Annotated in this window: 30 protein-coding genes and 1 tRNA gene; 15 read left to right on the plus strand and 16 right to left on the minus strand. The window is 55.4% G+C overall.

Annotated elements, in window-relative coordinates:
- Window positions 1-71: 71 nt before the first annotated feature.
- On the plus strand, window positions 72-608 hold the full coding sequence (locus tag L1047_RS14055; protein ID WP_235279579.1) for a DUF192 domain-containing protein: 537 nt from the start codon (window positions 72-74) through the stop codon (window positions 606-608).
- A gap of 185 nt (window positions 609-793) precedes the next feature.
- Here L1047_RS14055 and L1047_RS14060 read toward each other — a convergent pair whose 3' ends face one another.
- Entirely contained in the window at window positions 794-1534 is a 741-nt protein-coding gene (locus L1047_RS14060; RefSeq protein WP_235279580.1) for a sulfite exporter TauE/SafE family protein, read from the minus strand.
- A 249-nt stretch (window positions 1535-1783) separates the two neighbouring features.
- Between L1047_RS14060 and L1047_RS14065 the strand changes: the two genes are divergently transcribed.
- The 5 genes from L1047_RS14065 (at window position 1784) to thyX (ending at window position 7316) form a co-directional block, all read left to right on the plus strand.
- Window positions 1784-1984 (plus strand): hypothetical protein, encoded by a 201-nt coding sequence (locus L1047_RS14065; protein ID WP_235279581.1) that lies wholly within the window; start codon window positions 1784-1786, stop codon window positions 1982-1984.
- Entirely contained in the window at window positions 1933-4005 is a 2073-nt protein-coding gene (locus L1047_RS14070; RefSeq protein ID WP_235279582.1) for an HAD-IIB family hydrolase, read from the plus strand. The genes L1047_RS14065 and L1047_RS14070 overlap by 52 nt, the downstream gene beginning before the upstream one ends.
- A 141-nt stretch (window positions 4006-4146) precedes the next feature.
- Window positions 4147-5418 (plus strand): bifunctional sterol desaturase/short chain dehydrogenase, encoded by a 1272-nt coding sequence (locus tag L1047_RS14075; protein WP_235279583.1) that lies wholly within the window; start codon window positions 4147-4149, stop codon window positions 5416-5418.
- 170 nt (window positions 5419-5588) lie between these two features.
- Entirely contained in the window at window positions 5589-6353 is a 765-nt protein-coding gene (locus L1047_RS14080; protein WP_235279584.1) for a DUF4397 domain-containing protein, read from the plus strand.
- A gap of 186 nt (window positions 6354-6539) precedes the next feature.
- A complete protein-coding gene (gene thyX, locus L1047_RS14085; protein WP_235279585.1) occupies window positions 6540-7316 on the plus strand; it encodes an FAD-dependent thymidylate synthase in 777 nt (258 codons plus the stop codon).
- 65 nt (window positions 7317-7381) lie between these two features.
- On the opposite strand, the gene L1047_RS14090 is transcribed toward thyX, so the two are convergent.
- Window positions 7382-7453 (minus strand) — tRNA-Val (locus tag L1047_RS14090).
- 139 nt (window positions 7454-7592) lie between these two features.
- On the opposite strand from L1047_RS14090, the gene L1047_RS14095 reads away from it, so the two are divergent.
- Window positions 7593-8333, plus strand: a complete 741-nt coding sequence (locus tag L1047_RS14095) for a segregation/condensation protein A (RefSeq protein WP_235279586.1) — start codon at window positions 7593-7595, stop codon at window positions 8331-8333.
- Between the two features lie 54 nt (window positions 8334-8387).
- Here L1047_RS14095 and L1047_RS16815 read toward each other — a convergent pair whose 3' ends face one another.
- Window positions 8388-8858 (minus strand): DUF6679 family protein, encoded by a 471-nt coding sequence (locus L1047_RS16815; RefSeq protein WP_443081719.1) that lies wholly within the window; start codon window positions 8856-8858, stop codon window positions 8388-8390.
- Between the two features lie 190 nt (window positions 8859-9048).
- Between L1047_RS16815 and L1047_RS14105 the strand changes: the two genes are divergently transcribed.
- Window positions 9049-9909 (plus strand): prephenate/arogenate dehydrogenase, encoded by an 861-nt coding sequence (locus L1047_RS14105; RefSeq protein WP_235279587.1) that lies wholly within the window; start codon window positions 9049-9051, stop codon window positions 9907-9909.
- A gap of 137 nt (window positions 9910-10046) precedes the next feature.
- Entirely contained in the window at window positions 10047-10790 is a 744-nt protein-coding gene (locus L1047_RS16685; RefSeq protein WP_235279588.1) for a response regulator transcription factor, read from the plus strand.
- On the opposite strand, the gene L1047_RS14115 is transcribed toward L1047_RS16685, so the two are convergent.
- Entirely contained in the window at window positions 10787-11338 is a 552-nt protein-coding gene (locus tag L1047_RS14115; protein WP_235279589.1) for a hypothetical protein, read from the minus strand. The genes L1047_RS16685 and L1047_RS14115 overlap by 4 nt on opposite strands.
- Window positions 11339-11430: 92 nt before the next feature.
- Complete coding sequence (gene rsmH / locus L1047_RS14120; protein ID WP_235279590.1) at window positions 11431-12378, minus strand: 16S rRNA (cytosine(1402)-N(4))-methyltransferase RsmH; 948 nt, start codon at window positions 12376-12378, stop codon at window positions 11431-11433.
- A gap of 211 nt (window positions 12379-12589) precedes the next feature.
- Between rsmH and L1047_RS14125 the strand changes: the two genes are divergently transcribed.
- The 3 genes from L1047_RS14125 (at window position 12590) to L1047_RS14135 (ending at window position 15913) form a co-directional block, all read left to right on the plus strand.
- Window positions 12590-14164, plus strand: coding sequence for a S41 family peptidase (locus L1047_RS14125; protein ID WP_235279591.1), 1575 nt, complete (start codon window positions 12590-12592; stop codon window positions 14162-14164).
- Window positions 14165-14288: 124 nt separating this feature from the next.
- Entirely contained in the window at window positions 14289-14768 is a 480-nt protein-coding gene (locus L1047_RS14130; RefSeq protein ID WP_235279592.1) for a GNAT family N-acetyltransferase, read from the plus strand.
- A gap of 11 nt (window positions 14769-14779) precedes the next feature.
- Window positions 14780-15913 carry an NAD(P)/FAD-dependent oxidoreductase gene (locus tag L1047_RS14135; RefSeq protein ID WP_235279593.1) on the plus strand — a complete coding sequence of 378 codons (1134 nt, stop codon included), beginning with the start codon at window positions 14780-14782 and terminating at the stop codon, window positions 15911-15913.
- A 63-nt stretch (window positions 15914-15976) separates the two neighbouring features.
- On the opposite strand, the gene L1047_RS14140 is transcribed toward L1047_RS14135, so the two are convergent.
- The 11 genes from L1047_RS14140 to L1047_RS14185 all read right to left on the minus strand — a co-directional run bounded on the left by L1047_RS14140 (window position 15977) and on the right by L1047_RS14185 (window position 23424).
- The gene (locus L1047_RS14140) at window positions 15977-16864 is read right to left on the minus strand and encodes an alpha/beta fold hydrolase (protein WP_235279594.1); all 888 of its coding nucleotides are present in this window, start codon (window positions 16862-16864) and stop codon (window positions 15977-15979) included.
- Window positions 16865-16902: 38 nt separating this feature from the next.
- Window positions 16903-17850 (minus strand): LysR substrate-binding domain-containing protein, encoded by a 948-nt coding sequence (locus tag L1047_RS14145; protein WP_235279595.1) that lies wholly within the window; start codon window positions 17848-17850, stop codon window positions 16903-16905.
- A 309-nt stretch (window positions 17851-18159) separates the two neighbouring features.
- Window positions 18160-18807 carry a thermonuclease family protein gene (locus tag L1047_RS14150; protein WP_235279596.1) on the minus strand — a complete coding sequence of 216 codons (648 nt, stop codon included), beginning with the start codon at window positions 18805-18807 and terminating at the stop codon, window positions 18160-18162.
- Between the two features lie 269 nt (window positions 18808-19076).
- Complete coding sequence (locus L1047_RS14155; protein ID WP_235279597.1) at window positions 19077-20126, minus strand: CsgG/HfaB family protein; 1050 nt, start codon at window positions 20124-20126, stop codon at window positions 19077-19079.
- A gap of 446 nt (window positions 20127-20572) precedes the next feature.
- On the minus strand, window positions 20573-20977 hold the full coding sequence (locus L1047_RS14160; RefSeq protein ID WP_235279598.1) for a hypothetical protein: 405 nt from the start codon (window positions 20975-20977) through the stop codon (window positions 20573-20575).
- A complete protein-coding gene (locus L1047_RS14165; RefSeq protein WP_235279599.1) occupies window positions 20895-21290 on the minus strand; it encodes a hypothetical protein in 396 nt (131 codons plus the stop codon). Before L1047_RS14165 ends, L1047_RS14160 begins: the two co-directional genes overlap by 83 nt.
- A gap of 68 nt (window positions 21291-21358) precedes the next feature.
- Window positions 21359-21484 carry a hypothetical protein gene (locus L1047_RS16590; RefSeq protein ID WP_268836651.1) on the minus strand — a complete coding sequence of 42 codons (126 nt, stop codon included), beginning with the start codon at window positions 21482-21484 and terminating at the stop codon, window positions 21359-21361.
- 38 nt (window positions 21485-21522) lie between these two features.
- A complete protein-coding gene (gene gloB, locus L1047_RS14170; RefSeq protein ID WP_235279600.1) occupies window positions 21523-22281 on the minus strand; it encodes a hydroxyacylglutathione hydrolase in 759 nt (252 codons plus the stop codon).
- 2 nt (window positions 22282-22283) lie between these two features.
- A complete protein-coding gene (locus tag L1047_RS14175; protein ID WP_235279601.1) occupies window positions 22284-22547 on the minus strand; it encodes a DUF3143 domain-containing protein in 264 nt (87 codons plus the stop codon).
- Between the two features lie 159 nt (window positions 22548-22706).
- Window positions 22707-23114: a J domain-containing protein gene (locus L1047_RS14180; protein WP_235279602.1), complete on the minus strand. Its 408-nt coding sequence runs from the start codon at window positions 23112-23114 to the stop codon at window positions 22707-22709.
- Between the two features lie 127 nt (window positions 23115-23241).
- On the minus strand, window positions 23242-23424 hold the full coding sequence (locus L1047_RS14185) for a 50S ribosomal protein L32 (RefSeq protein ID WP_235279603.1): 183 nt from the start codon (window positions 23422-23424) through the stop codon (window positions 23242-23244).
- A 635-nt stretch (window positions 23425-24059) separates the two neighbouring features.
- Between L1047_RS14185 and L1047_RS14190 the strand changes: the two genes are divergently transcribed.
- The 3 genes from L1047_RS14190 (at window position 24060) to L1047_RS14200 (ending at window position 26757) form a co-directional block, all read left to right on the plus strand.
- A complete protein-coding gene (locus L1047_RS14190; RefSeq protein WP_235279604.1) occupies window positions 24060-24368 on the plus strand; it encodes a hypothetical protein in 309 nt (102 codons plus the stop codon).
- A complete protein-coding gene (locus L1047_RS14195) occupies window positions 24346-25317 on the plus strand; it encodes an alpha-ketoacid dehydrogenase subunit beta (protein WP_235279605.1) in 972 nt (323 codons plus the stop codon). Before L1047_RS14190 ends, L1047_RS14195 begins: the two co-directional genes overlap by 23 nt.
- Before the next feature lie 66 nt (window positions 25318-25383).
- Entirely contained in the window at window positions 25384-26757 is a 1374-nt protein-coding gene (locus tag L1047_RS14200; protein ID WP_235279606.1) for a DUF3084 domain-containing protein, read from the plus strand.

Genomic DNA, 26757 nt, shown 5'->3' on the forward strand with positions numbered 1-26757 from the left:
CAAGCGCTAGGATAAAGCCTGCCCAGAAACAGAAATAAATAGCTTGAGTGAAGAATACACAGGGGTGAACCATGGCGGCAAAATGGCGCAAAATAACTGGCTACCTGAGTCTGGCTTTGCTGCTACTGGGATCCGGGCTGGGATGTACGTCTTCGGCAGGTGAATCCTCGCAAGTGCAGGTGGCCGAGGCAGCCGCCCATCCTTCTTTGGGACAACCTCAACAACTGGCAGTTGAAGCGGAAGTAACCATCGCGGGTCAACCCTTCCAGCTAGAAGTGGCCCGCACCCCCGAACAACAGCGCATTGGCTTGATGTTTCGCACCGATTTACCGGAAGACCGGGGCATGTGGTTCCCTTTTGATCCGCCTCGACCGACTTCCTTCTGGATGTTCAACACCCTGATCAACCTGGACATCATTTTTCTATACCGGGGAGAAGTGGTGTATATCGCCGCCGATGTGCCCGGTTGCCCGGCTCAACCCTGCCCAACTTATGGGCCGCCCCCTTCGCAGTTGGTGGACGGGGTACTGGAATTCCGTGGGGGCACGGCTGCGGGCCTTGGTTTGCAAGTGGGAGATCCCGTTGAGATTCGGCTCTTATCTCCCTAGACACCTGCTTGCAGCTTTTTCCAGCGCCTAGTGGAGCAGGATGGAGTCCTGTATCCACTACAGTCCACATGGGCTAATCCCTGATCGGATCAGGATTTAAGGATTCTAGGCCGCCTTAGATTCTCCATATAGTCAGGAAAAGCTGTGGAGGTGAGTTTAGCAGTCTGAGCGGATTACAAATCCACTCATCCCTCACCAAAAGGTGTCCAGAAAGATCTCCACAGGAGCATTAACCCGATCCCCACCAAGGACATCAGCACCAGGCGACGAAACTGCAAGGGATTCACAAAACGGGCAAGCCAAAGTCCGGTGAGAAAACCAAAGACAATCGCCGGTAGCCCTAAACCCAGTAACCGCCACACTTGCGGTGTGTAATTGCCCTGCAGGGTATGGCTAAGCATGACGGTGCCTAGGTTACTCAAAAACAATCCCTGCAAATTGCCCTTGAACCGTTCTGGATCCCAGCGGCGACAGTTGGCATAGATGATGGCCGGAGGGCCACCGATATTGGCCATACCAGAAAGAAAGCCCGACAATCCGCCGAACAACCAGGCCCAGTGGGGGGATCCCAGCTCTGGCAACCGCAACCCCAAAAGTCCGTAGCTGGCATACAAAACCAGGAGGATCCCTAAAATAAGCGTCATCCACCCTTCATCCCAGTGAGCCGCTGCCCATACTCCCAAGGGGATGGTTACCGTAGCTCCTCCTGCCAACCGCAGCAGGGATCCCCACTCCAGGGCATGTCGGTAGCGCAAAGCCATGGCCACTACCGTCATCCCCGAGACCAAGGAGATCAAAGGCGTCGCCACCTGTAAGCTGACTACCCATTGCAGCAGCGGCACCGCCACCAACGCCAGACCAAAGCCCGATAGCCCATGAGTCAGGGTGGCCAAAAATAAGATTAGACAGACCCACTCCTCAACCATTTTGGCGATCGACTCCAAACGGCTACAGTCAGACTCACAGCCTTTTCCAGCGATACATATTACAGCCGATGCAGGCCAACCCTTTGTCCGACAAGAATTTCTTCTTTACCCTGTGTCATTAATGAAGTCGGAAAAGGCTGTCACACAGATATTCAGCAGATATCTAGAGTGTGCACTTCTGTGGGCCTCGGATCCGAATCGGGAATATTAAGCAAAACTTAATATACTGACTTTGGGATCCCTTTCCCCATGCCCTCTACCCTGGTGCGTTATGACCGATTCCGTGGCCCCCCAGGTCTGTACCTGTTGCACCTGCATCTACATGGCCTGTTGCGTGGGCAGGCGTTGGAGTTGGGACGGGATGCGGATACGGGGGCCAGACCCGCTATGTTCTTGATTTGGCAAGGGCTTTATCCCAGCAGCCGCAAGTGGAACGGGTGGATCTCGTAACACGGCAGGTGGTGGATACCAAAGTCAGCCCCGACTATGCCCAGCCCTGGGAGCCTCTCACCGACAAAGCCCAGATTGTGCGGCTGCCCTTTGGCCCACGCCGCTATTTGCGCAAAGAAGTGCTCTGGCCCCACCTGGATGCTTTGGTGGAGGAACTTTTACGTTACCTGCGGTGGGTGGGACGACTGCCGGATGCCATTCATGCGCACTATGCAGATGCCGGGTATGTGGGGACGCGATTGGCAGGGTGGCTCGGGATCCCTTTGATTTACACGGGACACTCCCTCGGGCGCGTCAAACGACAGCGGTTGTTGCAACAAGGACAAAAGCCGGAGGTTATCGAAGCGCAATTTCATCTGCAGCGGCGGATCGCGGCGGAAGAGGCCACCCTAGCCAGTGCGGCTTTGGTGATCACCAGCACCCGTCAAGAGATCGAGGAACAGTACTCGCTTTACCAGCAGTACCATCCCCAGCGGATGCAGGTGATCCCGCCGGGGATCAACTTGGAGCGGTTTCATCCTCAATCTCGTTCAGGCCGCCCTCCTATTGCCGAGAGCCTAGAGCGGTTTCTCCAGGATCCCCGCAAGCCCTTGATCTTGGCTTTGTCGCGGGCTTCTTCTCGCAAAAATGTTGCGGCACTGGTGCGGGCCTACGGCGAGGATCCTGATTTGCAAGTGTTGGCCAACTTGGTGCTGATCCTGGGCAACCGCGAGGATATCCGCAAGCTGGAATCGGAATCTCGCCAGGTGATGACGGAGTTGTTGCTGCTGATCGACCGCTACGACCTCTACGGTCGGGTTGCCTACCCCAAATCCAACCACCCGGAAGATGTGCCAGCCTTGTATCGTCTGGCAGCCCGTCAACGGGGCGTGTTGGTCAACCCGGCCCTAACCGAACCCTTTGGACTCACCCTGTTGGAAGCGGCCGCCTGTGGTCTGCCGATTGTGGCCACCCAAGATGGGGGCCCACGCGACATTCTTGCCGCCTGTCAGAATGGCCTGCTAGTGGATCCTTTGGATCTGGGATCCATTCAAACTGGCCTGAAAACCGCCCTCAGCCAACCGGAGCAATGGCAGCAGTGGAGCCGCAATGGCCTGCAAGGGGTACGCAAGCACTACACTTGGCCCAGCCATGTCAAACCCTATCTCAGTCAACTGCGCCCTCTGCTGAAACAACCTTCCCTAACCTTGCCCACCGCTCTGCGGAACTTTCCTCTGCCCGACTCACCCAAACGACCGCTTCCTCGCCAAGTCCCGACAGGGATCCCCAGCCGCAATCGCATGCCGTTACACTTTCGCCTGTTAATCGCCGATATCGACGGTACCTTGATCGGGGATCGAGAAGGATTACGGCAGCTGTTGATCGCCCTCAACAAAGCCAATCCGAGTGTGGGATTGGGCATTGCCACAGGGCGCTGTCTGGAGAGTGCCCTGGAGGTGCTGTGGGAGTGGGAGGTGCCGATACCGGAGCTGCTGATCACCTCCGTTGGTGGAGAGATTCACTATGGCCCGCAACTCACCCTGGATCAGAGCTGGCAAGATTTCATCAGCCCCAATTGGCAACCGGAGGCCATTCGCACCGCCATGGCGCAACTACCCGGCCTTAGGCCACAGCTTCCCGTTACCGATCGACCCCTAAACAAAGTGGGCTATATTCTCGATCCGGCCCAAGCTCCCAAACCCCGCCAGATTTTGCAACACCTGAAGCAGCAGCAGCTCCCCGCCAGAGCCATTTTCTGTCATCAGCGCTATTTGGATCTGTTGCCTCAACGGGCTTCAAAAGGAGATGCCGTCCAATTTTTTGCCCGCAAGTGGGGCTACGCCCTGACAGATATTTTGGTGGCGGGGGATTCTGGCAACGATGAATCAATGCTCACCTGTGGGGCCTTGGCGATGGTAGTGCGCAACTACAGCCCGGAACTGAAGAAGCTGCATCAGGGATATCGGCCCATTTACTTTGCCCAGCAGAGCCATGCTTGGGGAATTTTGGAAGCCCTCCACCATTTCGACTGGCTAGCCTAGAAAAAGGAGGAAAATCTCTTGGGGATGAGATAATAGTGCAAGTAGCGCTTGCATCCTGGAAAAGTCTGAGTTGAGATGACCTTTGAGGGTTCGAGCAGCCTTAGGCAGACTTAGACCGTCGCAGACGCAGCACAGAACAGTATGGACATCGGCAGCATCGACCAGTGGATATGGGGTGGAGGGATCGCGTTGGCCTCCATTCTTTGGGCTGAGATCGTGCGGGATATTCGCCATTGGCTGGCTCACGGTTGGCCCTGGCTGATGCCCAAGCACAACCTGCACCATCGCCTATTTCGCCGCGATCTGAGCGTGGTGGACGGGCAACTGTACCGGGAATCTCAGTGGCACCACGATGTGCCGGAAGCCGTGACGATGATCCTGACCGGGATCCCTTGGGTGGTCTTGTTAGGCTGGGGATCCTGGCTGAATGGCGTGGCGGCAACGGTGGGCATTGTCTACTCCGCCAGCTTTTTGGTCTCGGGGATGCTGCGGGGCTGGGGTCTGGCCCTAGAAACTGATATCACCCATCAACCGGGGCCTTTTCGATTTCCGCCCAGCCAATGGCATGTCAACCGCACCTACCACTGGCGGCACCACTTCGACGATACCAATGCTTATTTCTGCGGCACCCTGACGTTTGTGGATCGGATGATGGGCACCAGTCTTTCTTTAAAGGGCAAGCGAGTGGCGGTCACAGGGGCCTCTGGCACCCTTGGACATGGGCTGTTGAAGCACCTCCACCGGCAGGGGGCCAAAGTCATCGCCCTCAGTTCTCAGCCGGATCCCATTCAAATTGAGATGGATGGGCAACTGCAAGCTGTAGAAACGATCCATTGGCAGGTGGGGCAGGAGGGATCCCTGCTGGATCTTTTCGAGCGCATCGATATTCTCGTTCTCAACCACGGCCTCAATGTTCATGGTGCTCGGGATGCGGAGGCAGTTCGCCGATCCTATGCCGTCAATACCTTCTCCAGTTGGCGCCTGATGGAATTGTTCTTCCAGACGGTGCGCAGCAACCCGGAGGTGGCCACCAAAGAGGTTTGGGTGAACACCTCAGAGGCCGAAGTCAGCCCCGCCTTTAGCCCCCTCTACGAGCTTTCCAAACGCGCCCTTGGGGATTTGGTTACCCTGCGCCGTCTAGATGCCCCCTGTGTGGTGCGCAAGCTGATCCTAGGGCCCTTCAAGAGCAATCTCAACCCGATTGGGGTCATGTCTGGAGATTGGGTCGCGGCTCAGATCTTGGCTCAAGCCAAGCGTGACTGCCGCAACATTATCGTCACCATTAACCCTTTCACCTACCTGTTTTTCCCCCTGAAAGAACTGGCTGTAGGCACCTATTTCCGGCTGTTTAGTCGTTCTCTCCCCCATCCAGAAGCCGCTGCTTCCAACTCCGATGGGATCCCTGTGGTTTGAGGGGATCCCTACCTGGCCAGTCCTGTGGCATTTCGCGCAGAAGTAGAGTAAGACAAGAGCAGGTTCCAATGCGCAAGCTGGAACTTCTCTGAGTGTGAGAATACCCTTCCTTGGGGTGTTGCAATGGTTCGGTTCTTGGTGGGTTTCTGTGTGAGGAGTAGGAGTGAGATATGAAAGTTGCGCGCGAATGGGTGGGCGCGGTTCTCTGGGTAGTGGGCGGCACATTCATGCCGGGGCTTTTGTCCGGTTGCGCCATCCCTATGCCTTCTGCATCCGCTGAGGTTTCTGAAATTCAGGTGCGTTTGGTGCATGTGGCCCCCAATACCCCTCGGATCGACCTAGAGGTGGGTGGGGTGAGGGCTGCTCAGTATGTGGCCTACGGCTCCGTGAGCGAGTACGTGCGGATGCCTGCAGGTGAGTACGATATTGTCTTGTCTTCGACGCCTGAAAAAATTGATCTTAATCAACCCTTGCGTTTCGATGTTGCCGCCAGAACCGTAGCTAGCTTACGGGGTGGGGGGGTGTTTTCGGTGGTTGCCACCGACGAGCCGAATCGCATGACAGCTTTGGTTCTGGAAGACAACATTAATCCCCTCTTCGATCAAGCACTGGTGCGGTTTGTTCATGCGGCTCCCGATGCGCCAGCTCTGCAGTGGCGGGGAGAACAAGACCGGATCCTTTTACCTCGGCTAGCCTTCGGTGAAGTGTCTACCTTTCAAGCGATGCGACCTGGGTTTACGCAAATTCAGGTGGCTCCAGCCCCCTCGACCACACCCGGTGTGCAGTCCACGGCTAGTAGCTCTGCCTTAGAACGGTTTGATCTTCAGCTGGAAGCAGGCAAAGTGTACACCCTTTACGTGGCGGGTCTGTTGCGCAGCAAGCCGGGACTGGATCTGGTACTGGCGGAGGAAACTCGCGCTCGCAAACTCCTGTAGACAGACTTCTGTTTTTTATCCCTCTACAGCCTTTCCTCTTCTTTGCCTCTTAATAGTCTTAATAGTGATTATAGTGAGTTCTGGGATCCCCTGGATGCCCACAAACAGCCTGTGTTGGGTTCAGAACGGCGCACCAACAGGCTGGAGTTGGTAGCAGGGAACAGTGACCTCGAGGTGAGGAAGCAGATGGACTCCTTGTTTCAAGTGGTGGTGCTCAACCAAACCCCAGATCCGGAACGGGTGATCTACCAGGCCATGCACCAGGACTACAGCCCTGGATTTGTTACGGCTGAGGATCGGATCCCGGAAAAGTATGGAGAGGCAGTTGTTAAACATTTGCTAGAGGGGAATCGTGGGCATTATGGCCCTCTTGAGCACCCCCAGATAACTTTTGGGGTCGGTCATTTTCCCCATACGGTGATGCAACAAGCCCGTACCCATCGGGTGGGAATTTCGTTTGATGTTCAATCTTTTCGCTATACTGGCCAGCAAATTTCTGTATTGGGAAAATCCCTCATTGAGGGATCCCCAGCCCCCCATGCCTCTGACACAGTTGTGCCATTAGAAGCCAAGCTAGAAACTCTATTTTATCTACCTGAAACGGTTAAAGAAGGCAAAGCCAAAACTCGTCAAGGCTTTAAGCCTATTTCACCCGAGGCAATGGATATTATTCTGGAGCAGTATCGAAATCAGGCAATTGCCTACTATCGCTTGGTGGAAGAGTGCGGATTACCCTACGAAGATGCCCGCAACATCATTGGATACGGGATCCGCCAGCATTTCGTGGTTTCCTTTAATTGCCGTAGCCTGATGCATTTTCTGGATCTGCGAGCCAAAGAGGATGCCCAGCGGGAAATTCAGCAACTTTGTGAATTGATCTGGCCACATTTTGAGGCATGGTGTCCGCATGTGGCGGCTTGGTACTACAAAAATCGCTGGGGCAAGGCAAGATTGTCTCCTTAAAACTTGAATCTATGCAGTAGGAGGAGATAAGGATAAGTTGGGATGGCCTCTTGAAGTCCCAAATATGGGCGGTACAAGATTCGAACTTGTGACCCCTTCCGTGTGAAGGAAGTGCGCTACCACTGTGCTAACCGCCCCTAGCTGCTGCTCATTGGAGAGCAGGATTTCTATCCTACACGATTATCAGCGCTGCACGGCAGGATCTAGAATTTTCAACCCAAGATAGCCGGGATCCCGTCTGCCCGCTACAGTAAAGGTCAGGGATCCGGGGGCACCATGGCCTTTTCACCGACCGAAGAAGCCATTTCTCTGCTCATTGATTTGGCAGAGCGGGGGGAAATCGACCCCTGGGATGTGCAGGTGATCGAGGTGATCGATCGCTTCTTGACTCGCATGGCTCCCACCAGCAGCAGCCATGATCTGTCTGAGTCGGGACAAGCCCTGCTGTATGCCGCCATGTTGGTGTATCTCAAGGCGATGGCTTTGGCGGAACCGGAAGTGGGAGAAGCCAACGAAGACCTGATGGATTTGGGGACGGATCCCTTGCCCGGCTGGTCTTTGGCCCAGTTGGATCGCGTTTTACAACCCAGAGCCGTTCCCCGTCTTAGCCGCACCCGACCGGTTACTCTCAAAGAATTGATCGGCCACCTGCAAGAGCTAGAAACCCTGTTGGAACAACGGCCTGAATCCGCTCCTAAGCCCCTAACCCAACGGATTACCCGCAAACAAGCGCTATCGGCCATTACCCAACTGGCCCACCCCGAAAATCTTCTAGAAACCACCGCCGAACTGGAATCTCTGCTGGCACAACTGTGGCAACAGGGCTTTGCCCACATGAGCTTTGGGGATCTCCAGCAGTACTTTCGCCAAACAAGCTCCGCCGGATCCGTTCACCCGATTCAACTGTTTTGGTCGTTGTTATTGATGGCCTCTCGTTCCCAGGTGGAGTTGCACCAAGAGGAATTTTACGGCCCGTTGACAATCCTGCCCTACAGACCGGGATCCCCAGTCGAGTAAGTCCTCACATTCAGGGATCCCGATTTGAGCCAGTTGACACAGAGAAATAGGGTCTCAGTCGTGGTTGCTCTCCCGCTGACCCTCCGAGTCGTGCCTAGCACAATCCACCCGTTTCAGGTCTTCCCCGTTTAGGCGTACCGGCAGCTCGGCAGTAGCCTCCCGATCCAGATAGTAATCTTCGAGCAGACGTTCCCCATTCGGATGGTCTTCGCTCTCAGCGGCCAGTAGCGGTAGACCCAACAATTCAGCGGGGGGACAATCTTCGGAAATGGGCAAATCGGCCGTGCTGAGCATCCCTTTGGGAATGGTAGAGAGGCGTTGAGCTACCGCTCCAATGCTTTCGAGGCGAACCATCTCTTCCCAGGAGCAGATCTCCTCCTCATCCTCCGTTTCGTAGCGAACCAAAATGGTATCCCCTTCGATATCGAGGATCTTGGCTCGTTCTAGCCATCGTCCTTGATCGCGCAGGTAGATCCACACATCTTTGCCTTCGCGGCTGAGTTGATAGATCCTACGATGAAGCACCGTCCCCTCCTGAGGTAAAAGATCCAGGCAGAACTGTTGTTGGGGTTACCCAGTTCATCCCTTCATCTTAGCGGCTGGATCCCTAGCCTGTACGTCGAAGTCCAGAAGTAGAGCTTCCACAACACTCGGCGGAGGCCAAGCTTAGGTGAGGATAGCTACAGAACCGTTCATTCTAAAGTGTTGAAGTACCATGCGCATTGCCATCGTCGGGTTAGGGTTGATCGGTGGATCCCTGGCCCTCAAGCTGACCGAACAGGGATATGCCGTTTTTGGGATCAGCCGTAACCTGATGACTTGTGAACAAGCGCTGGCGCTAGGAGCTGTGCAAGCCTGCGGAACGGAGTTGGCCCAGTTGCAGGCATGGGATCCCCAATTGGTGCTGATCTGCACCCCATTAGAGCAGGTTTTGCCTACTCTGACAGCTCTCCTACCCTATCTGTCGGCGGAGACGGTAGTCAGCGATGTGGGTTCGGTCAAGCAACCGATTGTTCGCCCTGCCACGCAGCTATGGCCTTTGTTTGTGGGTGGACATCCCATGGCGGGCAAAACCACCCAAGGGATCCAGTCTGCCGAAGCAGACTTGTTTGTAGGGCGGCCTTATGTCCTCACCCCGATTGCCGAAACTCGGCCCCAAACCCTGGAGATTTTGCAGGAACTGGTTGCTGTTGTTGGGGCGGAAGGGGTCTTCACGGATCCCGCCCGACATGATCGGGCGGTGGCCTGGATTAGCCATTTGCCGGTCATGATTAGTGCCAGTTTAATCACATCCGTCAGCCAAGAAGTGGATCCGGTAATCCTGGAATTGGCTCGCACCCTGGCAAGTAGCGGCTTTCGGGATACCAGTCGTGTCGGCGGAGGGATCCCGCAGTTGGGATTAGAGATGGCCCGTCACAACCGACAGGCGGTGCTGGCAAACCTGCGCAGTTACCAACAACACCTGCAGCAGATAGAAACCTGGATTGAGAAAGAACAATGGGATGGGCTGAGCCAATTCCTGGAGCAAACTCAGCGGGAATGGCGGCAATTTCCAGTCAATCAACCGCAACCTTAGGAAGGATCTGGATCCCTTGCCCATGCCGGGAGACTCCCACAGCACTGTGTAACAGAACTGCGCAATAGTGCCTTGCCTTTCATCACAAGTATTTTTACAGTTGAAAAACAAACATTCGATTACCCTAACCAGAGCCTGTGAGCACCCTCCTTGCTGAAGATGATGTTCTGTACCGTCAACATGTGCACAACCTGCTGATGCAGCATTTGCCTCAGTTTGGGCCGGTGTACACAGCCTCGAATGGTACAGAAGCCTTGGAGCTCGCTCGTCAGCACCATCCCAGCTTCATGCTGATGGATATTCGTATGCCCGAGATGACCGGGATCGAGGTGGCCCGTCAGGTTTGGTCGGAGCGGCCCAATACCCGCATCGTTTTTTGGTCTCATTTTGCCGATGAAGTTTATGTGCGGGAGCTCCACAAGATCGTCCCTCCCCAAACGGTGTACGGATATCTCTTGAAAAACTGCACGGATGAAAAGTTGGTCAGTGCTATTCAAGCGGTGGTGCAAGACGAGCAGTGTGTGATCGACCGCGAGGTGCGTGGGGTAGATTCCCGCTCCCAAAACAAAATTACCGGCCTGAGCGATGCCGAGTACGAAGTGTTGATCGATATTGCCCTGGGTCTGACGGATCAAGCGATTGCCTCACGACGGTTCTTGTCCCGCCGCGGGGTGACCAATCGGTTGCGCAACCTCTACGACAAGCTAGAAGTCAGCAACGACCAAATTGAGAGCGATGAATGGGGCACAACCTTTAGTTTGCGTGCCCGTGCCATTCGTCTCGCCTTTAAACGGGGATTGATCAATGCTCAACTTTTGGATGAAGAGGAAGTGCAATTGGATCACTGGCTAAGCCGATATCGACTGGAGCCGTTGGACTAATAACCAATGGGATAGAAAATTGCTGCTTTTGCAGAATCTTGCAGGGCTTTGGGTAAATGCTGCTCTGAGGACTGACCGGCATCCTGTGCGCCTTGGTTGGGGAGGGCTATCGGCACCTCGATCATCCGATCCGGCACTAGGGGAACCATTTCAGAGCGGCTGGCGGTTTCTCGCAAAGAGTTGGCGATGGACTCTTGGGTGAGCAAAAATTGCCGTTCGTTGCGCTGCATCTGCTGCCAAACTTGGTAGCGCTGGCTCCACTGGCTTTGGGTATGAACGGTCCAACTGTAAAGACTCAGCACTGAAAACCCAGAGACAATGGCCACCCCTGTGGAGATTTGTTTCCACCAGCTTAGATATTCTGTCCAAACGGGATCCCGGCTGTAGGGATGGGCAGATTTGAGAGGTCGGGGGCGACTGACTTGACCGAAAAGGGAAGGTGTTGGGGAAGGCATCCGTTCGCGGCGGCGGGGAGGTAAAGCAGAGCTTTTGGGGCGGACAGGGAGACGACTGCGGCCGCGGCCCGCATCAAAAGGCTGGCTAACCATGCTGCTTAGACCTCACACACAACCAACACACACCCAAAGGGATCCAATCCATCCAACCTGGCGGAGGCTTAAAAACTTCTGCCGATTTCGATTCACTGTATCCGATCTTTCGGGATTAGGCGCAGGTTGTCTTCAATGTTGCTCTGGCTACGGGCAGCCACGCGCAGCTTGGCAGAACGGGCGCGGGGATTGTGCCGCATTTCCGATTCCGTGGGTTGTAGAGGCTTGGGCGTGAGCACTTGCCAGCGGGGATCCGTGCGAAAAGCCCATTTCACCAGACGATCTTCCAAACTGTGAAAACTAATCACCGCCAACCGACCGCCGGGTTTCAGCCAGTTGGGGGCTTGGGCCAGCAGGGTTTCCAACACCTCCAGCTCATGGTTCACCGCAATACGCAGCGCTTGAAAAACCCGCGTTGCGGGATGGATACGACCCTGACGAGCCGCAGGGGGAACCGCTTGCCAGATCACATCCGCCAACTGAGTTGTGGTCAACAGGGGACGGGACTGTTCGATGCGCCGGGCAATACGCCGGGCAAACCGTTCTTCCCCATAGCGGCTAAAAATGTCGATTAACGCTTCCACCTCATGATGATTGACCCAATCAGCAGCCGTCTCTTGTGCTGCGCTAGCATCCATGCGCATATCCAGTGGCCCCTCGGCGCGAAAGCTGAAACCCCGTTCAGGTTGATCCAGTTGCGGGGAGCTCACCCCCAAATCCGCCACGATCCCATCAAACGGGATCCTCTCCCCCCGGTCATCCTGAAAACCATAGTGTTGCAGCTCAAACTTGGCGAAATTCAGGTGCCAGAGTTTGACCCGGCGGCCCTCCAAGGGGATCCCTGCCGCAACAAAACGAGCCTGGGCCGCCTCTAAAGCCAGAGGATCTTGATCCAACCCCATGACTTGAGCGGCTCCCCCCCGCAGCAGCGCTAACGTATGTCCACCCCCGCCTAAGGTCACATCCAAAAAAATTCCGCCCGACTGAGGTTGCAGGTAGGCCACGACCTCCTCCGTCAAAACGGACTCATGTTGATACAACTCGGTCTCCCAACACTGCGGTTCTTAGTCTAGTCGGCGGAGGAAGCAGGGGATCCCGACTTGGGAGGAGTGCCAGAAATCCCAACCGGCGGGAAAACAACCCGTAGTGTTTCAAAATCTCGAAAACAGGTACCCAACACTGCTGACAGTGGCAGAGGGGATCGTTTAGGGTTTATTCTATCCGCAACATCCACAAAAGGGGCCAGCCACCATGACAGGATTCGCTGCGACAAGTCGCCACTGGTGCAAACGAACCATTGGGGTTTGGGGGATTTTGACTGTGGTGGGTGGGATCCTCCCCAGTACCGTTGCTGGCCAATCGGCGTTGCCTCCTGTGCCTGTAGTTCCCTCCTTGGGGGAGCCGAACGACCCCGTGTTGGCTCCTTTCCCTGAGCCGGTTCCCTTGGCTGAGCCAGGGATCCCAACCGCTCCAACCGATGCAGCCCCTTTACCCCCCCGTGAGCCAGTAGGGTTGGATCTTCGCCATTTGGTGAGCCTGTTCATCAACGAGTCTTTGGATGCGGGCAGTCAGATTGCGGCAGTCAGCTACAACGACCTTTATACCCGCCTGTTGGCTCGCGGCTACGGGGATCCACGCCCACCGATTGAAGTGGAATACGAGCTGCTGCAGGAAATCCTCAAAGAGTACGGGGATCCCGTGGATCGGTTTTGGGATCCTGAGGCCTTCAAAAGCTTACTCAATCGACCCCGTCCGCCTTTACAAGCTCAGGTGATCGCCCCCCGCATCGTCTACTTAGCGGTACCGGATCTCACCCCTGCCACCGCTCAGCAGATTCGCCAAACCCTCTATACCCAAGACTATAGCCGCGGCATCCTTCTCGATCTACGGGGATCCGTGGGCTATGACCCCCAGGTGGTGGCAGATGTGGCCCGTCTATTTTTGCCCCGTTCCATCCATCCTCTGCTGATCACCGAAGACCGCTTTGGGGAGTCTACCGCTTGGAATAGCGAAAATCTGCCGATTGCGGCGGGGATCCCATTGGCTGTGCTGGTGGATGGCAATACTCGCCAGGGTGCTACCCTCTTGGCCGCCCAACTCGGATCCAGCGGCAACACCATTGTTCTGGGCCAACCCACCCAGGGTAGCGAACGGCAAACCCAATTCTTCGCCCTTCCTTCCGGTGCAGCGGTGGAATTGGCCGTTGCCAATTGGAAAACAGGGGATGGCCGCTCGTTGGAGCAAGGCTTGGTTCCTCTACAGACGGTGAATGGGGAGGGCACCCTCTGGTTGAATGCTGGAGTTGAAGCGCTGGCTGTGCCGCCCCGCCGCCCCACCCCACCCCCCCGACCCACGGTCTTTTTGCAGGAGGGTCGCGTCGGTCGCTTTGAGCTGGGTATGGATACCCGCAATGTGGATACCCATTTGCTGGGGAATGTCGATCAAATTTCAGCAGAATCTCGGGCGAATGTATTTCAGCCCAACAGCGATTTGAAACTGTTTTATCTGCAAGACTACATCCTTTTTACCTACCGTCACCCCGGTATTATCGATAGCTTCTTTGCCAACCGCATCTACACCACCCATCCAGAGGCCATGACCAGCGAAGGGATCCGCATCGGCTCTACTTATACAGAAGTCACGGAAGTGTATGGTAAACCGGGCGAGAATGGTTACAACGAGATCGTCCCCTATCCCAAAGGTAGCCGTGAATATCTGCGGGATGACCGCTACTATGTCAATTATGATGCCTTGGGTTTAGCCTTCGCCTTTGAAGTGGGATCCAACCGAGTCAGTGCCATCGGTCTGTTCAAGCCAGGGAATTAAATCTCCAACTTGAGGTCGAGTCTATCTCTCAACTCTCAAGCGAGCCCAGCCTCAGCAAAGCCGGGGATCCCTTGCCCTCCAGCAAAACTGACTACAATCCAGTTAGATTGACTGCTTGTCCTGAATGCAAATTGATATTCGCCCAGTGGAAGACTCGGATAGTGATGCTTTGCTCCACATCTTAGAAGTGGTCTTTGCGGAATATCCGGGCTGTGTATTGAATATAGAGGAAGTTCCAGAGCTACTTCAGCCGGCCATTGCTTTTGCGGAAATGGGCGGTTGCCTCTGGGTGGCACAACAGCAGGAGCAGGTGGTGGGGTGTGTGGGGATTGTCCCAACCGAAAGGGCAGAGCGCATGGAATTAAAAAAGCTCTATACGCTGCCGGCAGTGCGGGGCCAAGGTTTGGGGCGGCGGTTAATTGAACAGGTGGAAGCAGAAGCCCGACGCCGCTATGCCCACTCTCTCCATCTGTGGACAGACACCCGATTCACCACGGCCCATCGAGTCTATGAACGGCTAGGCTATACACGCTTGCCCGAAACCCGCGAGCTATGTGACCGCAGCCACTCCGTGGAATATCACTACGAAAAGCGCCTCTGTTAAGGATCCTGCCCTTGAACTGTGATGTGGTGGTGATTGGCTGTGGAGTGGTGGGCTGTGCCATTGCCTATGAGCTGGCGGTGGCTGGCCTATCGGTGATTGGGGTTGAGGCCGGGGATCTTGCCGCAGGCTCTACGGGAGCCGCCCTGGGGATATTGGTGGGCATTTCTAGCCAGCAAGTGAGTGGAGATGGGGTGGAGTTACGCCTGAAAAGCCTGGAGCGGTTTGATCCTCTCATTGCCCGCTTGGAAGAAGACCTAGGTCGGGACTTACCCGTGAATCGGTGCGGTATTCTCAAACTCCTCAAACTCGGTGAGGCAGACGATTGGCAAGAGACCCTGGCAGCTCGTCAACAAGCGGGTTACCGACTACAGCTCTTAAGCCCCGCCGAAGTGGGATCCCTGCAACCGGGCCTCCGCGCCGACTTGGCCGGGGCTATTTACTCCCCTCAGGATCGGCAAATCCAGCCCAAGCTCCTGACTCAGGCCCTGTTGGAAGCGGCCCAACGCAAGGGAGCCCGGTTCTTCTTTCATCAGCCCGTGCAAAGGGTTAAGCGCAGCCCGGATCCCCCTTTTCGTCTCCAGGCGGTCTACACTCCAGATCTCACCTTCTCAGCTGGGCAGGTGATCCTCGCTGCCGGTTTGGGGAGTTCCCCTCTGGCGGATGAGCTGGATCTACGGGTGCCGCTACAGGCGGTGAAAGGACAAGCGCTGCGGGTCAAAGCCCCTAATCTCCTGCTAGGGCCAGTGATCACCGACGAAGATTTGCATTTGGTTCCCTTGGGGGATGGATCCCTGTGGGTGGGCGCAACGGTGGAGTTTCATGCCCCTCATCCCGACCCAACGCTGCAGACGCTACAAGATTTGCTCACCCGTGCCATCACCCTCTGCCCCGCTTTAGCCGAAGCCACACTGGTAGACCAATGGGCAGGCTATCGGCCCCGACCGACAAGACAACGGGCCCCCATTCTTGGCTTTGCCCCTCCCTACACCAACCTCCTCATCGCCACTGGCCATTATCGCAATGGGGTGTTGCTGGCTCCCATTACTGCTGCCGTTATGCGGGACTTGGTACTAAAAGGGGAAACGGAGTTGTGCGATTTGAAAGCATTTGCCCCGAAGCAAAGAGAAGGGTCAACCCACCTTTGAGCTGACATCCATGGGTCAGAGTCCTTCCCCATGCCTTGGTCTCAACAATAGGACTGAGTTCGGTTATATCGAGCTCAGAAACTCCTGCATGAAGGGCAAGACCTGTTCGGAATGAAAGGCGGGGATGGCGTGACTGGCTCCTGGCAAGATCTTGAGCTGGGCCCCAGGGATCCGCTCCGCATAGGTTTGGCAGTGCCAGAGGGGAATCGTATCATCCTCTTCAGCAGCAATCACCAGTGTCGGGGCCTGAATGCAATGGATATGGTTTTCGATCGTATCGACGGCATCTTCCGGGCGCAGACGGTGCAACAGAAATTGTCGAGCGACTGGCTGCTGGCGCAGGGATCCCCGTAACCATAGGATTTGAGCCAATTTATCCTCCTGATGCCACCACCGAGCCAGGGGGATAGCCGCCTGCAACAGCCCATCCACCCAAGCGGTTTCCCACAGCAAAGGCCGCAAATGGTTATACCGCCCAACAAAGCTATCGTCGCGGATCCCGGCAGGAGCTAACAAAACCAACCCCCGCAGAGGATAACGCACCCCATAGGCCGCCCCCACCCACCCCCCAAAGGAATGGCCTATGACCACCGGGGCAGATAAGTCCAATGCCTGAACAAAACCCCGCACAAACGCCACTTCGGCAGCAATGTCGTAGCGCAAGGCCGGTTGGCTAGATTGGCCAAACCCCAACAAGTCCAGCGCAATACAGCGGTAACCGGATCCCAACCCTTGCATCAAGAGCCACCAGTTGGCATGGGTGGCCATGAAGCCGTGCAGAAATAGCAGCGGGATCCCGGATCCCCACTCTCGGTAAGCCACCCAGCAGGACTCTGCTCCCGCGATCTCCAATCCGTCCAGTTTCACCCGCTGCAGCGGGATCCCTTGGATATGGGCTCGTAACTCCGCCAGGCGCCGTGCCAAAGGCACCCGATTCAGCAGCTCTTGCATAGTGCTCTGCACCGCTTACACGATCAATCATCCGCTTATTAGATCAACTGCAAATGGGGAGGGGGAGTTTTCAGCCAGTCTTGACGCGCCAGTAGTCCTTGCCGAAACCAAGTGGCCGCCTGAGATTGGTAACGCTCCGGGTTAAAGGCCAGCCACAGGGTACGCCGCACCTGTAACCCTTCCACCGAATGTTTTCGTAGCCGCCCCTGTTCCAACTCGGATCCCACCGCCACCACCGACAAAAAGGCCACCCCCAAGCCCGCCTGCACCGCATTTTTGATCGCTTCGACGGAGCTAAGTTCCAGTTGCACATCCAGTTCAGAAGGATTGATGCCGTGACGATCCAACACTCGGTCAATGGTTTGCCGAGTCGAGGACTGCGGATCGAGGGTGATAAAGGGCAAGGTCAACAGATCCGCAATGGAGGGAGACTCGATGGCGGCACCGGGAGAACTAACCAAGACATACTCATCCTCCGCCAGAGCAATAACCTTCAGGTTTTTTTGCAAATCAAACGGGATCTCTCCCCCGACAATGGCTACATCCAATTGTCCTTCCACCAGCTTCCGGGCGATCCGCCGGGTGGACTGCACCATTAACTGCACCGAAATGTGGGGATAGCTGCGGTGATATTGAGCGATCAAAGAAGGCATCACATAGGTACCTACCGTTTGGCTAGCCCCCAAAACCAGGTGCCCCCGCCGCATGTCCTGCAAGTCTGCCAGAGCTTGGGTAGTCTCGCGGCACAACTTAAGGATGCGCTCGCTATACTGCACCAGAATTTGCCCCGCATCCGTTAGCTGCACCTTACGTCCGCCCCGATCGAACAGCACCACCCCTAATTGCCGCTCTAGATTTTGGATCTGTAAGCTGACGGCAGGTTGGGAGACAAACAAACTATCGGCGGCACGGCGAAAACTGCCCTGCTGAGCAATTGCCCGCACGATCAACAGCTGATCCAGCGTAAACGGCAATTCATCCGCCATAGGGAACTCCAAACAACACAGCGGGATCCCTTGTAACTCCCCCAGCGACAAGATAGCCTCTGATGCGCAGCTTAATGGGTCTGGCCTTGGCAATACGTTTCGACAACCCAGCTCAGCCCGCCCCTGAGAACCCGTATCAGATCATCATAGATAAGCAAGAGTGCCTAAGAAAACCACTCGATGCCACCCCGATAGTCTAGCTCCAGAGATTGCTCGATATCCGAACGGCTCCACCCATCGTCGGTCTGTTTTTGAGTTACGGCTACACAAGTAATCCTAGCCCTGTAATTTGAGCCTAAAATCTAATTCCTAGCGAGGGCCATAGGTTGTCCAGTAGCCGCGCCCCTGTCTTTCTCCTGCAGTGGCAGCTTCGGAGAGGATGGTACCGTACTTTAAGCCCTCCGTTTGCGGCGACAACCGGCCATGCCCGAGAAACAGCATTTCTTGGTTAATGAGGGTATTGGCTTGCCAAACGTAAGCGGGCAGTGTGGAGGCGGGAGCCAAAGCCGCGTCCAATTCCAAGAACACCTCGCGCCCCAGCAAAGAAGTCTGCAAATATTGGCCGGCATTATAGACCGCTAAAGGGGTTTCTTCCCGCAACTCCGTCCAGTTGGGGTTAATCTGGGCAGGCAAAGGATCAATCCCGATCAGTTGCACCAGCCGCAAATCCAAATCCCCTTCGATCTGGACAGCTAGGGTGTTGTAGTTGATCACCCGGATCACTTCCGCTCGTTTGAGGGTGCGCAGATCTGGACGTGCCACCGATGTTAAGGCCCAACTGGGCAGAGCTGAGAACACCAGGGGCAGAACCAACAGGCTCCCAAATTTGACAAGCCCCCGTCCCACGGCTGGGAACAAAGGTTTACGACAAGGGGAAGTGGGAACAGAACGCAGGGATTTTTGCATCATGGACTTCACCCGTTGCATGGCAGATTTGGCCATAGTAATGCTTCGCATTTTTGCCCTTGAAGATCTCACACCGCCCGCATCCCACTCAGGTTCAACCTCGCGGGATCCGGCTCACCTGCCGTCACTGTACAAAAAACTTGGGCAGATGGGTCAGCTGAGCTTGATCTTGCTCAATTTTAAAGACTCGACTGGGATCCAAGATGCTAGGGGAGGGTATTCAAGATAGTGGCATCCCGAATTGATGAGGCATTTTTCTCTCCACAAGGGATGGGGTTTTCCCAACAATTTCCATAAAGCTGTAGTCAGGCTATTGGATGTTACTGAATGGGCTTGGCTACATCCCCCACCGAGAAGCTTGCTCCGCTGAGAATGCGCCCAACACTAGAACCATCATCCACTTCTGTGAGTTGGATCTGTCCGGCAGGCTCAGTTAATTTGCGCAGCACTGCCCCTGTCGCCGGATCCGTGACTTCCCGCACCACACGCTCCACCGAGAGAATCAGACCGACTCGATACCCATCGCGGCTGCCCTTATTCAAAATCACCTGGTTGCCATACACATCCGCCACCAAAGCATCCACCGTCGGCAAGGCTTGTGGTTGAGCAGCCAAACGCCCAGCAGAGGCTGCCAACTGACCCGCCACTTGATCCACAGCCTGCTGAGTGGCCAATACCAACAGCTTTTCTTCATTGCTGGTGGCAGATCCTCCCCCAAAACCAGCCACGGTTACGGTGCTATCAGACTGGCTAATGTTCCCTCGACCTTCGACAACTGTCAAAATTTCTGCAGTGCTGGTGCTCACCATGCGCACATTCAGCTGCACATTGGCATCAGCATCCACCGACTCAGCCCCCACAGCCACCGGGAACTGCCCAAATGGAGTCAATACAGGGGCTCCTCCCCCAGAGCGGCGTACCGACACATCAAACTGGGTCACACTGCCGATGATCACGGCATCTACCCCCAGAATCCGCCCCACTTGAGCGGCTGTGCTGGCATCCAATCGTCCAGATAAACCTAGGTTTTGCTCAGCCAAGATGGCTTCTAGTCGTGACCGTTCGATCACCGAAAACGTTCCATCCTTAACCAGTCGATCCACCAATACATCACTCACTCCCCGTGAGGCATTGGGAATGCTGTACGGATTGCTGAGGCTGCTGAAATCAAAATCCAGGACAGCAATACGAGGACGGGATGTAGGTTGCGGTGCTTGTCCACTCTGACTAGGAGCAGAAAGAGTACAGCGGATATCTTGAGGAAATTGCTGACAGAGAGCCGGATTGGCTGACTGAGCTACTACAGGGATCCCGCCCCACAATCCAGTCATCATAGGGATCCCGACCATCAAGACCCATCGGTTGCGCATAACCAAGCTCTCCGAACGCAGAACAGAATCAGGGTGACATTCCAAAGTTTGATCCCAAAATAGCTTAAGGGCAGTGATAGATATCACAAGAGTTATTTAAGAGTTGTTTTCCGAAATGTAAAAAATGGGCCACCCTTTCTCCAGGCAGCCCATCCTGCATTGTCTTGAGTTGACTTTGTTTGACTCAGAATCGTTGAATAGTTTTAGTGGCTGACAGGGCATTTGCCGCTGGTCAGTTTCATCAACATGTTATTGGATTGTAGCGAGTCAGGGAGGGCGGTGTCGTTTTGAGACCAGACCGAAGTGCCTGGGTCTGTGCCTGCCAACGGGATCCGCCGTACCCAATTCCGACAAGGCTAAGCAGCAGGAGAGCCAGCAGGATAAAGCCAAGGATGCTGACCATAGTAGACCTCCTAGAAAGGGGCAAAAACATGGGGGACATGGCCTTACCCCAGGAGCACATTCTCCAGAGGGCGGCGAGGCGAGGGGGGCACTTCTTCTAGCGGATAGCCTAAGCGTAGGAGGATCTGCGGGGAGCCTGTGCCTTCCACCCCCTTTTGTACCTCTGGGCGCAAGGACTGCACCTGGAGCGACGGATTGAGATAGGAAGCCTGTAGCCCCAGTTGCCAAGCTGTGAGCAACACCCGCTGCAACCCTTGTCCAGCTTCGAGCCATACCCGCACATCATCCTGACCGGATCCCAACAAAGCCAGCAGCGGGGCTGATTCTGCCAAGTTTTTATCCTGGGATCCCATGCTGCGGCCCATATCAAGGGTACGCACCCCCCACTGGGTAATCGGCCCGCTCCAACTGGAAACCGTCAGCCCATCTCCCTGCCGCCACGGATGCATCCAAGCAGCTAGCTCCTGTCGCACCGGGGATCCCCCCATGCAGTGCATCGCCCTCGATCACCAAGGCTGCGGCCTTTTGACGAGCTTCTGCAGTCAGCAGAGGTTGAAACCAGGCTTTTTCGGCGTGCGCTGCCTCGATCAGGGCTTCTATCACAAAGGGCTCAACCGGTCTGTCGGCAAAGGGCTTGCGGTAGGTGTGTTGCAACAGGATGCATTCCGCTAGACCCGCCGTAGAAGCGGCTATTGCACCCCCAGGGATCACTGTCAAACGGGCTAACCAATCAGGATCCTCAGGATCGGGCAACAACTCCACCTCAGCTCCGAAAAAAGATGATATTCCCCGCCGCCATAGCGCACATCCAGCACTCGTCCACGTACCTGCTAGGATCGCAAACTGGGGTGAGCAGGCAATACCATCACCCGTTCTGGCGGGATAGCCAGATAGACCGTCGCAGCAGAGACCGGCTCCAGCAGAGGCAACTCTGGCCCCCTGCCAGCCAAGCGCACTGTGCTGGAATGGGATCCCGGCTCTACACGACTCAGGTTCAGAAGTGATCCTTCATACCGCGAATGCGAGCCAAAACCCGAGCCGGCTCCTGGATCCCGGCGGCCGCTTGCAGGGCCGGCTGATCCCACCGCAAAAAAGGGTTAGTGCGCTGTTCTTCGCCGATGGTGCTGGGTACGGTGGGGGATCCCACTTGGCGGAGAGCTTCCACCGCCCGGTAGCGAGCCTGGAGGTCGGGGTTATCTCCATCCACCGTCAGGGCAAATTTGAGATTGTTCAGGGTGTATTCGTGGGCACACCATACCCTTGTGGGTTCCGGTAGCTGGCGCAGTTGATCCAGGGATCCCAGCATTTGTTGCGGTGTCCCCTCGAACAGCCGCCCACACCCCCCCGCAAACAGGGTATCCCCGCAAAACAGGTCACCACTCTCGGGAAAGTAGTAGGCAATGTGGCCACGGGTATGTCCCGGCACAAACAACACCTGGGCCATGTGGCGGTTGAACAGAACCGTTTGCCCTGCCGCTAGCTCCACCGTCTGGCCCGGGATCCGATCCCGATCCACCCCGCTGGCATAAACTGCCGCTTGGGGATAACGGGCCAACAACAGCAGATTGCCCCCGACATGGTCGTGATGGTGGTGGGTGTTAAAAATGGCTACCAAATCTGCCTGTAGCTCCGCCAGTTTTTCTAGCACCGGTTCAGCCACTGCGGGATCCACCACCGCCGCCGTTGCCGTATCGGGATCGTGCAGCAGGTACACGTAGTTATCACGCAGGACGGGCAATTGCAGAATGCGCACGGCTAATCCTCGAAAATCGCCTGTTCCACATCCCCACGGCTGAGGGAATAGGGAAAGGACAGGGTCTTGGTGTTGCCATCCTGGTAGGTGTAGCGCACCCAAATGGTGGTCTCATCCAGACGCAGACAGGCCTTCCACTGCGGGCGCTCACAAAACCATTGCTCCACATCCTCGGGATCCCGGGTGCAGCCAAGATCCTCTAGCCACCGTTCGAGGGTGTGAAGAGGGTGATTGTACAAAGGCGTAGTCGCAGGAGGCAAAGGCATGGCGAGTTTAAGAAAAAGCAGTCAAACAAGAGTCACAACAGGGATCCCAATTCAGTCACTCTCAATATCGATATACCTATACCAATCTGATGCTGATGGATGTTAATCGACGCTGGACGTTGATCGATATCGATATTGAATTGAATCGATATTGAACCATCAGCCTGCCCCACTCTCCCGCAGCCAAGCTAGAGTACCCGCCAACAGCAGGCACATCACGAAGGTGGATCCCATCAACAACAGGGCACAGATTTCACCTCCCGAGAGGGGACGGGTTTCCATCCGCAGCTCTAGCGAATCCACATCGGCTGAATCTGCTGGCCCCGAGTTGGAGAGCACGGCCCGCAGGCTGGCATCATAGGTGGCTCGCTGTAGGGGGTTGCTGAGGATCAAATATGCTTCCTGAAGCTCCTGGAAGCGCCGAATCGCCACTTCTGGAGCTAGGGGGGAGGTATCGGGATGGTAGCGTTTGCTCAGTTGCCGATAGGCCCGCCGAATGGCCTCAGGAGATGCCCCCGGAGATAGGCCCAACCGTTGGTAGTAGGTGAGGGAGGTCAGCGAGTGCATGCAAGCCGATGGGTAAGCAAGACAGCAACGACAAAAGGGCTCTTCTCCGATGGGTCTAGCCTATCTAGCCTAATCCAGTGTAATCATTGGCCCCCTATCCAGGGGAATCCCAGGGGCTTATTCTGGCTTATTCTTCCTCATCCTCATCCTCTGTCTTGGCATCGGGGTAGTAGAAGCCGGTGCTGCGACCGGTCAAAATTGAGCGCCCGATGGTCATCGCCCGTTGTGCCTGCAGCGTCGCCTTGTGAGTCCAGGTGGCGTAGCGCTTGCGGCTGCGGGATTTGGAGGTTTTTTTCTTGGGAACAGCCATGACCGTGCATGAGAATACAGCCTTACTAGGCTAGCACTGAGTTTGCGGTGTGTGTCTTGTGCCATCTAACTCAATACCGGCTCCTCCCTTGCGTCTGCTGATACCGTCCTCCGTAGACCTCACCCAGCAGAACCAACCTCAAGGGGATCCCTCGACAATCTTCTGCTCCTAATCGATTCAAATCTAGGCCAGAAAAATTCGATTAAAGAAACAAATTTATTGTCAAACAAAATCTTTGCTGAATCATCAACACTCAACCGTATAACCAAAGCAAAAATGAAGAATCATATCGACCTGTTCCAGCTAATGATGGGTCTGAATCCAGGAGAACGGGCTCAGCGATGACAAGCCCGCTCTCCGGTGCAACCCACGGGCGAAACGGTGGTGGTGGAGTTACCGGTTGCAGCCTTACATGGCATCGGCACTGAAGTGGTGGCAGGGACACCCGTGGGAGCTCCGTCTGAATAGAGTCTGAATAGAGGCGGAGCTGTCTGGTAAGAGATTGTTGTTTTTTTGGGGAGAGCCAAGTATACGGCAGATTTTAACAGTAAGAGGGTACAGTTGTAGCGTTACGACCTGTCTTTTTTCAGGAAGGAGCCCCCACCCCAGAAGAGGGCCAGCAGTTTATTGATTACATGCTTTCGCCGGAAGGGCAGGAGAAAGTGGCGAATGTGTTTTTGATCCCATCCCTACCTACAGTTGAGGCCAAAAGACCTACCCCTGGAGAAGGATTTACAGCTCTTACTCCCGATTGGGCTTTTGTGGCCAGCAACATCGCTGACTTGGTGAGCCGATTCCGCACCGAGATTGTGGAAGGGATCATCCAAAGCCGGTCAGTGAAAGCAAAAGGGCTGTGGATTCCTCCCAACTTCGCGCCAGCAAAATGGTTTAATGAGAATTTAGCGATCTTTGCAGACCCCTATGGCCGAAACCCTCCTGTTTAATGCTTTGCGTGCCGCCCTAGATGAAGAAATGGCACGGGATCCCAGTGTGTTTGTTTTGGGAGAAGATGTGGGTCACTACGGCGGATCCTACAAAGTCACCAAAGACCTCTATCAGAAATACGGGGATTTGCGCCTGCTAGATACCCCCATTTGCGAGAATAGCTTTACCGGCATGGCGATTGGGGCTGCCATGACGGGGTTGCGCCCGGTGATCGAGGGCATGAACATGGGCTTTTTGCTCCTAGCCTTCAACCAAATTGCCAATAATGCGGGCATGTTGCGCTATACCTCCGGCGGTAATTTTAAGATTCCGGTGGTGATTCGCGGGCCGGGGGGAGTAGGTCGGCAACTGGGGGCTGAGCACTCCCAGCGCTTGGAGGCTTATTTCCAGGCTGTGCCGGGTTTGAAGATCGTGACTTGCTCCACTCCCTACAATGCTAAAGGCTTACTCAAGTCCGCCATTCGAGATGAGAACCCGGTGTTGTTTTTTGAGCATGTGCTGCTCTACAACCTCAAAGAAGACCTGCCGGAAGAAGAATATCTCTTGCCGCTGGATAAAGCAGAAGTGGTCAGAGAGGGATCCGATATCACCCTTCTCACCTACTCCCGTATGCGCTATCACGTTATGAAAGCGGTGGACAGTCTGGTGCAGGCGGAGATTGAGCCGGAGGTGATCGACTTGATCTCTCTCAAGCCTTTGGATATGGAAACCATTGCTGCCTCGGTTCGCAAAACCCACCGGGTGATCATTGTCGAAGAAGATATGAAATCCGGCGGTATTGGGGCAGAACTGACGGCTCGGATTACCGAAGAGCTGTTTGACGAATTGGATGCGCCCGTGGTGCGCTTGGCCTCTCAGGATATTCCCACCCCTTACAATGGCGCGATGGAAGCGGCCACCATTGTGCAACCTGCGGATATTATTGCTGCTGTTGAGCAAATGCTCTAACCCCGCACATGGCCAAAACCTCCTGAGGAACCTTGCTAAGATTTGCATGGCAGGGATCCCAGGGTCATGCAAGGCATACTGCTCATCGTCTACATGTTGTTTGTCAGTGGCCTGATCGCCGTCGTTGGAGATCGGGTCGGCTATCGGATTGGCAAGAAGCGCCTCACCTGGTTTAATCTGCGCCCGCGCCATACCGCGATTCTAGTGGCGGTGGTGACGGGGGTCAGCATTTCTGGACTGACCCTGGGCACCCTGTTGCTTCTGAATCGCTCCCTTTCCGAAGCTCTCTTCAGCTACACCAGTCAAATTGCCCAAGCCGAGCAAGAACTGCGTTCCCTCAACCGCGAAAAAGCCCTCCTGCAGGCAGAAAACGCCGCTCTCAATGCCGAGCGAGATAGCCTCAAAATTGATCTCGACCAATTTCGTAACCAACAATCCGCCGCCCAAACCCGACTGAGCGAGGTGCGCGATCAACTAACCGTAGCCTTGCAAGAGCGGCAAGAGGTGGAAGCCAAACTGGCGGCGGTCAATGAGCAACTGGCCAATGTGCAGCCTAGCTTGGATCAGGCCAATGCGGAGTTGAACGAAGTGAAAGCAGAAGTGGAATCGGCCCGGCAACTGATTGCCACCCTGGAGGAGCAGAAACAAGCTTTGCAATTGGATCGGGATCAATTGGAGCGCTCTCTAGATGTGGTGCAGGCGGCTCTGAGCAATTTGGAGGAACAGAAAACCCAGCTGGAACAGGAGATTGAGCAGTTTAACCAGCTGGCGGTGAGCTTGCGACGGGGGGAATTGGCCATTTTGGCCGGGGAAGTCTTGGCAACTGGGGTAGTAAATACTTCAGAAGGGACTGAGCTCAACTCCATCCAGCAGCAATTTGAACAAATTCTGGCCCAAGCTGAGCAGCAAGCCCTGGCGTTGGGATCCCAACCGGCACCCCCTTTGGAAAATGCGATCATGATGCGTCGGGAGGATGCCGACCAAGCCCTTGGCAAATTGAAAGAAGCGGGCAGTTGGGCGGTGCGAGTTCTCTCTCTCACCAATCGCCTCAAGGGGGAGCCCGTGCCTGTGCTTGTGCAAATTTATCCCAATCAACAGATCTTCCCCAAGGGATCCGTGTTGGCCAGCGGGGTCATTCAGCCGGGTTTGGATGAAAGCCAGATTCAGCAGCAACTACTGGGCTTACTCAACCAGGCCAACCAACGCTCACAGGAGGCGGGCCTGCTGTCGAATCCGATCACCGGTACAGTCGGGGAGTTTTCTCAGGTGAAGTTTCTGGAAATTGTCCAACAACTGCGCCAGAGCACCACTCCTCTCACTGTGAAGCTAGTCACGGATACTGATATTTACACTGCGGGGCCCTTACGGGTGAGTTTCCTGATGGCCGAAACTTCTGCCCAAGAGAACCCTCAAACGCCCCAACGGGCAGAGCTGCCTTGA

Origin of the sequence: Synechococcus sp. Nb3U1 (assembly GCF_021533835.1) — a bacterium.
Lineage (GTDB): Bacteria > Cyanobacteriota > Cyanobacteriia > Thermostichales > Thermostichaceae > Thermostichus.